Origin of the sequence: Paenibacillus wulumuqiensis (genome assembly GCF_000971965.1) — a bacterium.
Classification (GTDB): Bacteria; Bacillota; Bacilli; order Paenibacillales; family Paenibacillaceae; genus Saccharibacillus; species Saccharibacillus wulumuqiensis.
Genome location: NZ_LAQP01000001.1, coordinates 807490 through 822499 on the forward strand (window position 1 = coordinate 807490; position 15010 = coordinate 822499).

Below are 15010 nucleotides of genomic sequence, written 5' to 3' on the forward strand. Positions count from 1 at the left end.
ACTTCTACTTCTACTTCTACTTCTACTTCTACTTCTACTTCTACTTCTACTTCTACTTCTACTTCCTAAATTATGCTGTGGATGATTTTAAAATGGTACATACCCGAGGAAGTTAAGGTGAAAAGGTTCAATACCGCTCTACCTGCTGAGCTATTCCGCCATGAACGGCGGAAGCCGGACTCGAACCGGCGACCTGTCGATTAACAGTCGAAGTAACCCTTTCAGGCGCCTCGGGTATGGGGAGCACAGCAGACAGTGCGGCTGATATAGTGGCTGCTGCAACTGCTCTGGTCTCCTGTTATTTTACTGGAGTGCGCAGATGCAGTGTTGTATCTGACCTGTCGCTGCTGTTGTGTTCCCTTTGATGTACCTATCTTCTCATCCAGGGCAGCTTACGAACAGGGCGCAAGTATGGCGACAATCAAGAAATGGGATATATTCACTTCTATATATAGCGCAGGAGTTTGTAAAAGTGAACTGGTCTGCTACAATAAGAAAATATTTTCCCGGCAGTTACGTCTGGAGATAGAGGGTGTATTTAAACGACCTGTAGATGGATGGAGGTACCCTATACGATGGCTAAAGAAAGCTTTGATAAAGAAATCCAGTTTCTGCGGCTGCTGGCGTTGACCGGTGGCAATTATGATCGTCAGCAGTTTGCCGGGAGGCTGGGCATATCCGTACATACATTTGACAAAACGATCCGCCGATTGAAGGAAGTAAATGGCGATGCGGACTTTGCGGACCTGTTCCGTTACAATTACGCCGATTCGGCGGAGCCGGTGCTGCTGTTTCTGTACCGCGCCAAATCGATGAAGGAATCCGAAACTCGGCGGCTGCCGGTGATTCTGACCGCGCTCAAGCAGGAACCGATGACAGCAGCGTCTCTGCTGGATGTATGCGATGAGCAGCTGGTGGACAGTGCGGCTGCCCCGCCGGATGAGAAGACCATTCGGTCCGATCTGCGCTATCTGGAAGAGATCGGTGTGATTTGTCGTGAACCGGGCGGTCGACCCTACCGTTACAGATTGAATAATGATCTGACCGACTGTCTGTCGAGAGAGGAATTAATCGAGCTGTATGAATTTGTGGATATTATGGCAAATACGCAGATTCCCTCTGTCCAGGGCTATCTGCTGCGTGATAATCTCAAAAAGGCACTCAAAGCAACCTCTTCCGAACAGCTGGAAGACAGCTGGCAGGAGGAATGGCGGGAGCCGTTCAGCTATCGCTACCATTATGATGCGCGTATTCTCGACGAAGCGCATCTGTATACGCTGCTGCGTATGATCCGGGAGCAGCGGTATATTTCCTTTCAGTATTATACGCCCAGCCGCAAGCGCAGTTATACGGCGCAAAATACCAACCCGCTGTTCAGCCGGGCAAGTGAGCCAAGACGCCAGCATATGCTGCCGTTGCGAGTTGTCTATGATCATCAGTATGGCCGCTGGTATCTGCTCGGGACGACGCGGGGCGGTCGAATCGTTAAATTCCGGATGGATGGCATCGTGGATATCATCGCTGAGGAAGAGGCCGATAAACTTTTATTTGATGAGTATGTATCCAGGCTGGATGAACGTACCCGGTACAGCTGGCTGGTCGATACGAGCCGTACGGTTACCGTGCGGGCACGCTTTTTCAAACCGCTGCCGCCGCAAAATGACTTTATCCAGGAGCGGGTGCGCATGCAGGGCCAGTGGGGCTGCATTACCGAAGAGGATCAATATAGCTTTATCTATGAGATTCAGGTCAATGGTTATACCGAGATCCGTCCGTGGCTGCGCAGCTTCGGCTCCAGCTGTGAAGTGCTGGAACCTGCACCGCTGCGGGAATCGCTGATTGAGGAATGGAAGGAGCTGATGAACGACTATGAATCTGTTTGAGAAAATATTCAGCTACCAGCTCGCTTCCCGGCTGGAAGAGACGGCGACCTATACACTGACTTCCCAGGAAAGAGCCTGGCTGAAAATGATGCTGGAGCAGCCAGCTGCTGCCAGTGCGCTGGAAGAGACTACTTTACATAAAATTGCGGATTGTCTGCTGGAAGAAGAAATCCCTCATCTGCAAAATGCACTGGTCGAAAAAGCCGGTGCTGCGGATGGACAGACCTACTCTCCGCTGCTCCGTCCGCTGCGCCGCATTATGCGCCGACGCCAGTCCATGATGATCCAGCGGCTGAACAAGCATGGACAGCTCATTGCACCGCAGTACGGTGTACCGTGGAAACTGGAATTTTCCATGGCAAGACGTGAATGGTATCTGCTCTGGTATAATCTGCGTACCCGCGCAGCCATGACCACCCGGCTGGTTCATATTCAGTCGCTGGAAGAACAATCGCTGCCGGAAGAGCAGTATGAGCCGATCTGCCAGCGTATGCAGGAGATCTGTACGGTGGAAAGGCAGGAAGCGGTAATTCAGCTGCTGCCGATCTACAATATGGAACTGACGCGGATTTTGCATGCTTTTTCCTGTTTTGACAAGCGTGTGGAGTTCGCTGAAGACGAGCAGACGTATTATATTCATCTGAATTTCGCCGCGAATGAGAGTGAATATATGCTGAATCGCCTGCGATTTCTCGGCAAACGGGTACGTGTTATCCAGGGCGATTATCTGAAGCACCGGATGCGGGAGACCTCCATGAAGGCGCTGGCCCGGTATGGTATTAAAGTGCAGGGATAGAGGATGTTCATTGTGATCAGGGACCAACCTTGTTCAGGTATAGATTATGTATGGATCTACCTCATTTATTTAGGTGTGATCAACTTATTGATTTCATACAAAGGATATTTCGTACAAAAAAAGCCTTGTCCGATCAAAACCGGATAAGGCTTTTTGATATTTCTTTACTCTGTCCAGGAGGCTTGAGCCATCTGGACATAAGCGGACAGCCGGAAATAGTCAGGCAGTACTTCTTGCCCCACCTGTCCCATTAGTACCGTCTGTCCGCTATCTGCCAACTGTATGAGCAGACGGGATAGTTCATCCATATGCAGCTGCCCTGCCCGCTCGGCCTGGGTACGGAGCTGCTCCAGATCGCGGGGAGATAACTGGTTAATCCCGCGCAGCATCATTCCATTCAGCCAATCCTGAATGGCAGCGGTTAAATGTTGAATTTCCTGCATGAGTGTTCACCTTTTCCATAATACATAATCATGCCGTACTGACTATTCATCCAGCCTGAGATGGCTGATCGACTGTCCCTTGAGGAAGCTGATCGGATACAGATGCGCACCTTCCGCCCGTACAAGCACCATCATGTCATTTGACATCTGCTTTGGATTGGTCTTCTCCAGCTTGCGGATCGTCCGCTGCCATTCCTGATGATAGGGTACGACCAGTGTTACCATGCTGCCGGACTTCAGTATGCCGTGAAGCAGCAGATTCTGAGAAGCCGGATCAAAAGTAATCTCCTGAATGGATGCCAGCGCCAGCAGCAGAATTCGGGGCTTCCGATCTCCAAACAGTGTAACCTGGGTATGCAGCTGCGCCTGATTCAGTTCCTGAACCGCATAATGACCAAAGTCTATCTCTTCGACCGGTATACGCTCCAGCGATTCAACCTTCGTCCCTTCGGCGGCGGATATCCGGTGATCCCGGTTAATCTTCACATTACGGAAGTTCCATTGCCCGGCGGCCAGCTGTTTCATGGACAGACTCGCCCGCCATGGAGAACGGTCATTGTACTCCGCATTATACTGGAAAGTGGTTTCCTGATAGTAGACAGGCCGGGCATCGGTGTAGGTATACATCTGCATCTCGTCCGGACAGTAAAAGTAATAGGTGATTCCCCTGTAACCGGAACGGGTCTCCCACGGCTCCGCTCCCAGCGCATACAACTGAAGCTGTAAACGCTCGTAATAGCGGGTACGGAAGCTGCCGGCCAGCTGCGCCCGTTGACTGGCGGTCAGGTCCTGTTCCCATGCTTCCAGCATCAGATAGACCTCGGTCAGTCTGTTCATCAGCGTATTCATATCAAAGCGCACATGCCGTGCAAAGAACAGCTCCAGTTCCCCCCGGATTCCCCGCAGCGTACGCTCCAGATTGGGAAGCTCTTCACTGCGTGCGGTAATTGCCAGTGTCTCCAGCCGGGCCATGATCGTCTGCGGCAGCCGGGCGAGTCCGGTCTGACTGATATCGGTAATCAGCTTGCGGCATTCTTGGATTGCACTGGAGGAGATTTGTACCGGATAGCTCGACTCCTCCAGCAGCTTCCGCTCTTCCCTCCCCTGCAGCGCACGATAACGCAGGATTGCTTCCAGTTTGTAAAGCGAGACACGACTGGCGATATCCCGCTTATTGCAGAGCGCCTTTTGCAAATCCGATTCCCGCCCAAAGGAAACTTCCACCTGCTGGGACTCTAATACAACGGTCAGCAGGGTATCTTGGATAACAGAAATGTTTTCTTTTAGACTGAGCCTGAAATCGACCTCCGCGATCTGCGACGTCGTATAGGAGCGAAGCAGTTCCGACAGCGGTGTATCCAGCAGCCACTCGAATCCGGAGTCAGAGACGGATTGGGCAGACATACCGGTGAGCGAAGCAGACGATTCCTGTACGGTCCCCTCAGCATGTTCTCCATGTTCTCCATGTTCTCCATGTTCTCCATGTTCTCCATGTTCTCCATGTTCTCCATGTTCTCCATGTTCTCCATGAATAGGATGACGCTGTTCATACAAAATTGCCAGCAAAATATGACGACAGATTTTATCGGCAGGACAGCTGCACACGGCCTGATCCAGCGTATCGGCCAGCATACATACGGTTCCGTCACTCAGTGTGCACTGTACCTGTTCCTGCTCTGTCCATGCATATTCTGCGGTGATGCCTTTGTCCATGTCCTTGAGCGCACGATTATACAGACCTTTATTCGCATAACGAATTAGATAGTCCTCTGTACATTCATTGATAAAATGACGGAATCGTATTGAAAATGGCTGCATCCCCCTTCTCCTTCCCACTTACTGCGCCAACTTCCGGCAGACTGCTTATTGACACTGCTCGTCCGAAATGGCGAATTGGCCGATTTAATCGATTTGTCCGGCAGCGCGCAAAATATCATATACCGTCTCGCTGAATATTCTGCGAGGAATCTCGCCCAGTTTTTTGGCTTTGACCGGATCATAGTAGTAATAGCCGCTCTGGCTGTTCTTATTGAAGAAACAAAGCGTTTCCAGCGTAATATCTTCCATACCTTCATAATAGGAGATGCTTGTACCACTGAAGTGCAGCTGGGCCAGCAAATCACCGTAATCTTTGTACAGCTCGTAATACACGCCTCCATCTTCGGCCATGCTTTTGTACCAGCCGTACTTCTCCAGCGCTTTCGGGAATCCGGTTGGCGAGAATTCGTCCTGCGGCAGTCCGGTCCATTCCTTCATATTCTGCTGCTCTTCTTCCACGATATAGATCTGTCGTTCCAGCTGTGTAAATGGCTGGCTGATCTCATAATCGTCGAGTTGGTTTTTCCAATCGGCAATCTGCTGTGCAGTCATTTCCAGCGGGTGTACCAGGCCAACCGTATCGGTCGGCTGCAGTTCGTATTCGTCCTCATCGACCGTGTTGAATGTGCCGTCATCCATATAACGGAACATCTCGGTCAATTGTCCATCCTCATAGATGCCCCAGATCAATCCGACAGCAAACTGGCGCATGATCATATTATTCACAAACAGGTCGGACCATTCATCCTGTGCCCACAGTCGGCGTTTGGACAGCGATTCCTCCAGCCGCTGCGATTGCAGGGTCACCATCGTTTTCAGATCCTTTTTGAGCTGGGTGAAGCGTGCTTTGGACTGTTTGGCCAGTTCGGCATCATCCTTTTGTCCGGGAGCCGGCAGACTTTTGACGGTTTTACCATTCTCCTCGTTGATCACGGCCAGCTGCAGATCGCTATTGACTTTGACGGTAAAAGAACGCTCGCCGTAACTGAACTGCTGCTCGCCTCTGGCGTCAAATCCCAGGGAAGTGACCAGACGGTCGGCCAGCTGCTCGGGAGTCAGGTTCATATTCTCCGCAGACAGCTGCAGGGCCTCAAAGGCAGCATTTTTCACCTGGCGATTCTTGATCGTGCGGGACAGACGATCGATCAGCATCAGTGCGGACACATCATTCAGATAAGCGAGTACCTTGACCGACTCGGCAGCAATCACGCCCCGGCTGCTCTCGGTCCATTCCTTGATCTGACGACCCAGCAGATCGATTAGACGGCGATCTCCATACATGGATGCCAGATACAATATCCACTTCTCCTTGGCAGGCGCACCCTGCTGAATCCATATCTGTACCAATTCCAGCGCAAAGTCGGCCAGTGAAGTCGGTGAAGCGTACTGCTTGACTTCATGCAGCTGTTCATTGGGAGCAGCAGTATAATCTAGAGATTGCAGCAGCATGTAACGCTTGATCTCGTCATCCAGCGGCTGTCCATCCAGATGCTGCAGCTGCGGCAGACGATCGACAGGCAGCCAGTCCAGTCGGCTGCGCTTCCTGGTATCTGCTGCAGCAGCCAGGGCGGCATGGGCCACTTCGGGACGCTGCCCCAGCGTATCCATAAATACCTGGATCAAAGAGCGCAGCGTCTCGGATTTCTCAGCAGCCAGCAGTGTCGTATAAGCCTGCTCGACATGATCACTGCTGCGCAGTGCATCCAGCACCATCTCCTTGACGCTGGCTCTTTTCTCCTGCCGGTAAATACTCATATACAGTTCATTATCAGCGAACCGGGAGAACTCGGCGCGTGACAGCGCATTGATTCGTTTGGAAGAATCAGCCAGTCCAAGCCGGATCGCCTGGGATAACTGGTCCGTACCCAGCTGAGCACGCTCTGCAAATACCGTCTCCAGTACTGCAGCACGTCCATCCGTCGGCAGCTCATTATAATACTGCAGACTCTGCGGGATATGACTGCGTACGATGCTGGTATAAGCTGGAGCCGGAATGGAAGTATAATAATAAGACGCCTGTCCATTCAGCATCAGCATATGCTTTAGCAGGTTATCCGTATCCACCTCCGAATCATCCTGATACGCTTCCAGTACACGCTGTCCATCGAAAAAAGGAGAACGGTACAGCTCGGATAATATATTCAGCAGCCACTCCGGCTGATTCGCAATAAGGAGAAAGCGCCGGAACAATTCGGACTTCACCGGAAGGAAGGCAATTGCCGTGAACAGTAAACGATCCTTTGGATTGCGGCCCGATCCTCTCCAGATGGAGTTAACCTGATCGTCCTGGATCAGACTTTCCAGTTGGATCTCCCCGGCCATATAACGGCCCAGCTTGCGCCCAGGCGTATTGCTGTATACTTTGTCTGCTGCCACATCCAGCACGAACTGTTCCAGACAGGCTTGATCTACAGGCAGCAGGTTCTGCTCGGTCAGGATTTTGTAGATACATGCCTTGATTAGTGGATGTCTGGCAATCTCCAGCGCACGGCGCGCACGATCCGGATCACCGGTAACTTCCGCTCGTATGGAACTCCATGAAGGCATATAGCTGTCGAGTTCCTGCCGCAGCAGTACGATCAGATCATATGGCTCGTCCAGCGGCACTATGCCATCGAACAGTACATGTGCATTGGCGGAGCGCCCTTCCAGAGAAAGAAGATATCCGCGTACTTCCATCGGCAGAATGGCATACAGCTGCCGAACGGCGTTAAGCATCATGACTCCATCATTACCGGGATTGGCAAGCAGCTGTGTTTTGCTTCCACGGCTGTTAAGTATGTAGAAAAAGGCAGCATGCACCTGTATCATGCTCTGATAAAATTGCTCCCGGCTCAGATCGCTTTCAGCCGGTAACGATTGACCTGCAAAATCTTTTTCACGAAGTTCAGCCCGCTTGCCGTTCAGCAATTCCGGTTCCAGATCCAGAGCGGACAGGTGATCATTCATCGGCAGCTTGCCCAGTACAATAGGTTCTATAATCTGCTTCAATTCCAATTGCAGCTGCTGCTCATCTTCTGTCAGCACTGCCTGCAGCAGCGATGGCAGCTGCTCAACCAACGAACTCACATAGCTTTGGTCCAGTTCAACATAAATTTTCAGCAGTTCCAATAGCTCCAGGATCGTATCCAGTCGGCCTGTCATACGATCGGACTTGTTAAGCAGTTTTTTGTGGAATTCCGCCATTTTCATATAATTGCGGATGATATCTTCCATTGTTTCTTTACCAACGTAGGTCTGCAGCATGCCCAGAGCTTGCAGTCCTTGCTCCCGTCTGTGTACAACATTGCTTTCTGCAGTTCCCAGTCCTGCAGGCTTGATATACTCTTCCATACACAGGGCAAAAGGGTCCGCATAATAACGCTGCCGCCATTGATTGCTTGTACGAATCAATATCGCTGCCGCCCGGTAAAAGGAATCTCCACGTTCCTTTTTACTCATTTTCTGCAGCAGCTCCAGTGTGCGGTAACTATACCTATTCAAATTTTTCATCATATCGGGGAATTCATCTGTTTGTCCGGTAATGTAATCAAGAATATGCTGCTGCCGATCTGTGGACAGCGAATATTCGGCAGAGCAGTACTCCGCAAATTTGATCAGCGCAGGGTCTATCTGTTCGTTTATTAACATCGTAATTCCTCCTTCGATTGTATATCCGCATTTGTATAAGGGTCCGGTGCTGCCATGAATGAGATCAGGTAATAATCTTGCCGATCCATTCTGCCAGCTGATTCGGTGTGATCGCCGCTACATGAGCGCCCATATCCGCCAGCCGCCGGGCTGCACGCTGATCATAGACTGCTGTCCCTTCAAAATCCAGTGCAGTCAGCACCAGCATCCGGCAGCCCGAATCGATAATGTCACGGCTCGCCCGGTACATTGGCTCTGCTCCATAGCCCTCCTCCAGATCACTCACGAGAATAAAGATGGTGCGTGACGGATTCTCGATCAGGGTCTCCCCGTAACGAAGTGCCTTCGCAATATGGGTGCCTCCTCCCAGTTGAACGCTCATCAGCAGATCGACCGGATCTTCCAAGCGGTCTGTCAAATCCACCACTTCGGTATCAAAAATAAACAGATGCGTCTTGAGTGCATTGAGCCGGTAAAAAATACTCGCCATGACAGAGCTGTAAATAACCGAATTCATCATGCTGCCGCTTTCGTCGACTCCGATAATGATATTCCAGCGGTTATGCGGCTGGATATTGCCGTCAAAATACAGCCGATCCACGACAAAACGATTATTGCGCTTATCATAATTTTTAAGATTCCGGACGATTGTTTTTTTGAAATTCAAATTGCGCAGCGAGCGGGAGCGGCTGCTTGCATATCGGCTGCGTCTGCCTATAATGCTGGCTTTGGCGTCCTTTTCCAGCTGGCGGCGCAGATCTTCCACCACCTGACGGACAATTTCCTTGGCGCTTTGCAGTACCTCGCCTTTCATTTTGCCTTTGAACTGCAGAATATTGCGAAGCAGATTCATATTCGGTTCCATGGATTCCAGTACTTTTTTGTCACGAAGCAGCTCGGTTAATCCATAACGGTCCAGTGCCTGTTTCTCCAGAATCTCTACCGTTTCATGAGGGAACAGCTTGCGCACCTGGCTCAGCCAGCGGGGTACGGTCAGCCGGGAAGCTCCTCTGCCTCCACCGCGCTCCCGGTAGCCCTGATCGGCACCATATTCACGGTCGTACAAATAACCGAGTACTTCATCCATCTCCTGATATTCAAACTGTTCTGCATCGTATCCTGCAGCCTCACCAAGGGAAGATTCGGCAGACGGTCCGAGCAGCAGACGCCAGCGGTTCAGCACCTGGCGATCTTCCAGTGGTCCGTCTGATTGCTTGTTCAGATCAGTCTCCATCGTATCAGCTCCTCTCGAATCGCCTGATCCAGTGCAGCCGACTGCAGCAGCACTTCTTCCTGTACAGCAGGCGAAGACACCGACTCAGATGCTGTACCGAACAGACCGGCTACACGTTCAGCAATCCGATCCGTCTCTGCCGGGGTGAAGAAGGTAAATGCCAGCCTCAGCTCCGGAATCATCCGCAGGAAATCCTCATGTGGCAGCCGGGTCAACAATGTGTTCAGATCCCCGATCAGTGCATCATCATACAGAAATACGTCACGGGCAGCAGCGAATACACCCTGTAAATAGGCAGCGGTATGCATCATCTGCTCCGGCGTCCCCTGCATGTATGCTCTGGCACGCTGCGTAATTTCGGCCGGGTCGCGTCCGTCTATGCGCGACAGAATCGCCATGCAGACCCCTTCCAGCCCCGGCGGCAAATCAGGTGCTGCCATCAGTTCGGACAGCCGATCCACAAGCGGCTCTGCGGCGAACGCAGCAGGACTCGATTCTGTCAGCATATACAGCTGCTTGAGCGACTGGATTACTTGATGCTGTTCATCCTGATGCACATGCTGCAGCCCGGTAATCCGGGCAAGTGTATTATGATAGGCTTCCTGCAGCAGTTCCAGCAGATTGCTCTCCCGATGCAGACCGAGCAGCCGCCTATGCTCATGGATGCGTTCCAGAATCGCCACCGTGCGGGACAGGGACAGGAAGCTGCCATCCTGCCGCAGCGCCTGACCGACATGTTCGAACAATCGGTCGGCACTGTCTTCCAGACCCATCAGCAGTACACGCAGCAGCCACTTGGCCGCCTCTTCACTATGATGATCCGGCAGCTGCCGGATCTGCTCCTCTGCCCGATGTGCGGCTGCCTCGCGAATGGTACCGCCATAGATGGAATTCTCAATCAGACGAGCTTCCGTATAGGAGGAGTATGTATAGGTCCACGTCTCCCGCATCAGATTCACGTCCCGGTAAGCGACCCAGTCCGGTCCTGATTCCATCACTGCCAATTCCGTCTCCAGAAAGTTCATGCAGTGCAGCAGCCGACTCGTCTGACGGTGCAGCGGCCGGGAATAGAGGTCCAGTACCTTTTTGTGCCGGCCGGTGACACTGATCTGCAATTTGCAGACGGCAGCCAGATTTTTAAAATCATCCACAATCGGAACGGTAAATGCATTCGGCGCCACCGTTCCGATCCGGTTGCCGGTCAGCATACGAGATAGCTCCTGCAGCGGCTGGCCCGAAGCCAGTGTATGTTCCCCTTTGATAAAGGAAGAAATAACACTGTCCATCAGCTCATATACACCGCCTTCCGGTTTCCCGCGCAGTACCGCCAAACCCTGTACCATGCCGTAAGCTTCAGTAGCGTCACTGGTGGAGACTTCTTCCTGTGCTTTGCGCAGCAGACGCATCAGCCGGGAGAGCATTCGGATCGCAGTCTGTTCATAAGCGGACGATGCATTTTTCTTTTGCAGCAGAGTCCAGATCTCCGCATAATAACCTACATAGGGCATGCCGCTCGCATAGCCGTTCAGCCGATCGGCCTCCTCAAATGTATATACCATCGGATAAATCTGTTCCCGGAATTCGTTCGGTTCAGTATTGTACAGAGGAGCGAAGTTCTCATCAGACTGTTCCTGTCCGGATGGATGATCCAGCAGCCCATAGGTATGGAATCCTCCCGTAATCACGAGTATGCGCTGATACTGCTTTTTCGCCTCATCAATTCGCTGTCTCATATGCCGTTCCCGGGCCAGCGTACCTTCCTGCGCAAGCTCTGCCTGCGAATAGCACAGACGCGACAGCGAGCAGTATACGAACACACTGTACATAAATTCGCGTGTACTCTGCCGGGTTGCTCCCAGCTCAAACATCTTTTCCCACAATTCATCAAAATGACGGCAATTCAGCCTACGGCAGAGCCTGTTGATAAAGGAAGATCCGGTCAGCAGCTTCTCATCCTGATAGGATACCCGATCAGCCTCCTTACTCGGCTCATCCTGCTCTGCAGACAGCGATTCCTTCCGCATCGAACGATAATTCAAATCGATAAATTGCGCCGGTATGCCCAGCTTGGCCGCCTGACGAATCGCCGCATATTCCGGCGAATAGTCCAGCAGCGGAAAATAAAAAGCAGCCTTTTCCCCGGATGTCTCATAGGTATAGTACAGACTGACCGGCGCTTCGGTACGCTCATCCGCCAGCACAGGGATGAGCGGATTACCGTTGACCGGTCCCTCAATCAGAATGATCTGGGGCTGATAGTCCTTGATCAACTGCAGCAGATGGTACGAACAGGCCGGGCTGTGATGCCGGATTGGAAAATACACCACCTGCCCCTGCTCGTTATAGACCTGTTCTGCAAACAGCTGCTCCAGCTCCGCCTGTTCTTTGGCTTCCTGCTGTATCAGTCGATCCATTTCTTTTCCTCATAATAGGTTGCCCACAGCTGATCTTCTCGGGCACGCTCTTTGACTACACGGGAAAAGTAGGTTTTGAGCGCAGCCAGATCTTTCTCGTTCTCCTTGGCGACCGTGCCGAGCATGTTCTGTACGAGCCGGTCGAGCGTTATACTTTTATCCTCATAATAGTAGGAAGTCATCGCACTCTGCACATAGACAGATACCGCTTCCGCTGTACTCATCACTGCCTGCGGCACATCGATTTTGTAGCCTTCGCGGGTCAGACCGGTACGCAGCTCCATAAAAGTCGTTGCCAGCAGCTCGACAATCTCCAGATCCACCGGTACATCGATACCGCTATGGTTCAGCAGATTACGGGCCTGACTCTCGATAATGTGCGCTTCCATTTTGACATTGCCGATCGGCCGGATTGTCTCAAAGTTGAACCGGCGCTTGAGTGCGCTGCTCATCTCGTTGACTCCTTTGTCCCGGATATTGGCGGTACCGATCACATTGAAGCCCGGCTTGGCGAACAGCACGCCTCCTTCCAGCTCGGGAATATTCATGACTTTATCACTCATGATGCTGATGAGGCTGTCCTGCGCTTCGGATGGACAGCGGGTAATCTCCTCAAACCGGGTTACAATTCCTTTCTTCATGCCCTGATACAGCGGCGATGGCACCAGTGCCTGTTCCGAAGGTCCTTTATCCAGCAGCATCGCGTAATTCCATGAATACTTGATCATGTCTTCTGTCGTTCCGGCTGTGCCCTGAATCGTATTGGTACTCGTCCCGGATATGGCAGCAGACAGCAGCTCGCTCAGCATCGTCTTGGCAGTCCCCGGTTCTCCTACCAGCATCAGTCCACGGTTACCGGCCAGCGTCACGATGGCGCGTTCAATTAGAATATCATTTCCATAAAACTTGCGGGTAATATCTACCGGCTCTCCGTCCAGCATGGCTGGCTGTTCGCGTCCAATAATAAAATCACGTATGTATACCGGTGACAGCAGCCAGTTGGGCGGGCGCTTGCCGGTGTCTTCCTGCTGCAGAGCCTGCAATTCCTGTGCATACAGCACTTCTGCAGGCGGCTTTATCATGTCCATATTCATTTATTCCCCTCCCAAATACAGGATCATATGTTCCCATATTAGCATAATTGTAGAGCCTAATGCGAACATGCCTCACAAAATAGTCAGAACGTCCCTGTGATTTGTACCCAATAGGTGATCAGGGTTCTATATAGAGAAGTCAGTAATATTACTGTTCAATTCACTGCTCTACTATATTTTACGCGGAATAAACGTCACCCGCCAGTTCAAAGACATCACAAAAGACTCCTTTTTATCATAAGCTCAAAGGAGTCTTTTGCTACAACAACGATTCAAGATTCAGTTACATTCATTTTGTACATACCTGCTAACTGGCAGCCAATCTCTTTTCCAGACCGGGCACATACAGCAGCAGAAATACCGAACGACCGATTCCGAATAAAATAAAGCAGGCCCAGAGCCCATGATTGCCATATGCAGGTATAAGCACCAGACAGCCAATAATGAACAGCACGACCGACAGCAGCATCGAGTTGCGGACAGGTGCGGTCATCGTCGTACCGGTGAACACCCCGTAAAACACAAGTCCAAATCCGGTCGTCAGCGGGAATAGCAGCAGCCATGCATTGTACTGCAGCGCAAGATCAATCACTGCCCCATTATCGGTGAACAGGGCGATAAACTGCTCTCTGCCTGTCAGATAGACAAGTGTCAGTAGCAGTGCGGTGACTGTTGTCCATACCCAGGACAGGGTCAGGCTGCGTCTTAACAGTGGAGCGCTGCGTGCTCCTCTAGCCTGTCCCGCATAGATGGAACTCGCATTCGCCAGTCCATCGAAAAAGTAAGCCATCATATAATGAATCTGCAGCAAAATCGAATTGGCTGCCAGCACTTCAGGACCGAATGATGTGCTCTGCGCGGTGAAAATATTGAACATGGTCAGCAGGCAGATCGTCCGCACGAGCAGATCACTGTTGGCTCGGAACATCGGCTTCAGCTGACTCCATGCGAACATTCCTTTTAACCGGATCGCCCGGCGGTTCATATAGGGAGACCTCCAGACAAAGTACAGCCCGGTGACCAGTGCCAGCGCTTCGGCGAATAAGGTCGCTGCCGCCACACCAGCTACGCCCCAGCCAAGTCCCTGGGTAAACCAGATCGCCAGCAGCATATTCACCACATTCATCGAGATCTGGGTGATCAGTGTCTGACGAATATGCGACATGCCCATCAGCCAGCCGATCAGTACATAATTGAGCAGTGTCAGCGGGGCGCCCCAGATACGGATATGAAAATAAACACCTGCCCAGTGCGCAATATCTGCTCCCGGCTGCATCAGGAACAGCGATGTCTGCAAAATCGGAATTTGCAGGGCGATAAAAATCAAACCAATAACCAGCGCAATCATCAGCGGCCGGATCAGGTCTGCCACACCTTCCTGAATATCATTGCGCCCTCTGGCCTGAGCGGCAAACCCTGACGTACTCACACGCAAAAATCCAAACAGCCAGTACATCGTATTGAAAATCAGCGTACCGATCGCCGTCCCCCCGAGATAGGCAGGGTCAAATAAATGCCCGACTACCGCCGTATCCACCAGCCCGAGCAGCGGTGTCGTAATCGTCGAGACAATCAGCGGCAGACTGAGCAGCAGGTAATCCCGGTGAGACGGAATTTTATGTATCGAATGTGTTGATTGATGAGTCATTTCCAGTAACCTCCAGCAGTGTAACGATCCATTTATGCGTTCATAGCGCC

General features: G+C 51.7%; 9 protein-coding genes and 1 tRNA gene. 2 read left to right on the forward strand and 8 right to left on the reverse strand.

Features of this window, described 5'->3' with window-relative positions:
- Nucleotides 1–165 precede the first annotated feature (165 nt).
- A tRNA-OTHER gene (locus WH45_RS23420) sits at nucleotides 166–230 on the reverse strand.
- A 345-nt stretch (nucleotides 231–575) separates the two neighbouring features.
- On the opposite strand from WH45_RS23420, the gene WH45_RS11580 reads away from it, so the two are divergent.
- Both WH45_RS11580 and WH45_RS11585 read left to right on the forward strand, forming a co-directional pair.
- Nucleotides 576–1883 (forward strand): helix-turn-helix transcriptional regulator, encoded by a 1308-nt coding sequence (locus WH45_RS11580; protein WP_046214469.1) that lies wholly within the window; start codon nucleotides 576–578, stop codon nucleotides 1881–1883.
- Entirely contained in the window at nucleotides 1870–2679 is an 810-nt protein-coding gene (locus tag WH45_RS11585; protein ID WP_046214470.1) for a WYL domain-containing protein, read from the forward strand. Before WH45_RS11580 ends, WH45_RS11585 begins: the two co-directional genes overlap by 14 nt.
- A gap of 164 nt (nucleotides 2680–2843) precedes the next feature.
- Here the strand turns inward: WH45_RS11585 and WH45_RS11590 are convergent, their stop codons facing one another.
- From WH45_RS11590 to WH45_RS11625, 7 genes are all read right to left on the reverse strand, one after another.
- Complete coding sequence (locus tag WH45_RS11590; RefSeq protein WP_046214471.1) at nucleotides 2844–3122, reverse strand: hypothetical protein; 279 nt, start codon at nucleotides 3120–3122, stop codon at nucleotides 2844–2846.
- A 42-nt stretch (nucleotides 3123–3164) separates the two neighbouring features.
- On the reverse strand, nucleotides 3165–4940 hold the full coding sequence (locus WH45_RS11595) for a hypothetical protein (protein WP_052723740.1): 1776 nt from the start codon (nucleotides 4938–4940) through the stop codon (nucleotides 3165–3167).
- A gap of 84 nt (nucleotides 4941–5024) precedes the next feature.
- Nucleotides 5025–8570 carry a DUF4132 domain-containing protein gene (locus WH45_RS11605; protein WP_052723741.1) on the reverse strand — a complete coding sequence of 1182 codons (3546 nt, stop codon included), beginning with the start codon at nucleotides 8568–8570 and terminating at the stop codon, nucleotides 5025–5027.
- A 64-nt stretch (nucleotides 8571–8634) separates the two neighbouring features.
- Complete coding sequence (locus WH45_RS11610; protein WP_046214474.1) at nucleotides 8635–9804, reverse strand: VWA domain-containing protein; 1170 nt, start codon at nucleotides 9802–9804, stop codon at nucleotides 8635–8637.
- The gene (locus WH45_RS11615; RefSeq protein WP_046214475.1) at nucleotides 9789–12218 is read right to left on the reverse strand and encodes a DUF5682 family protein; all 2430 of its coding nucleotides are present in this window, start codon (nucleotides 12216–12218) and stop codon (nucleotides 9789–9791) included. Before WH45_RS11615 ends, WH45_RS11610 begins: the two co-directional genes overlap by 16 nt.
- Nucleotides 12206–13306 (reverse strand): ATP-binding protein, encoded by a 1101-nt coding sequence (locus WH45_RS11620; RefSeq protein WP_200897692.1) that lies wholly within the window; start codon nucleotides 13304–13306, stop codon nucleotides 12206–12208. Before WH45_RS11620 ends, WH45_RS11615 begins: the two co-directional genes overlap by 13 nt.
- A 313-nt stretch (nucleotides 13307–13619) precedes the next feature.
- Nucleotides 13620–14960, reverse strand: a complete 1341-nt coding sequence (locus WH45_RS11625) for an MATE family efflux transporter (protein ID WP_046214477.1) — start codon at nucleotides 14958–14960, stop codon at nucleotides 13620–13622.
- Between the last annotated feature and the right edge of the window lie 50 nt (nucleotides 14961–15010).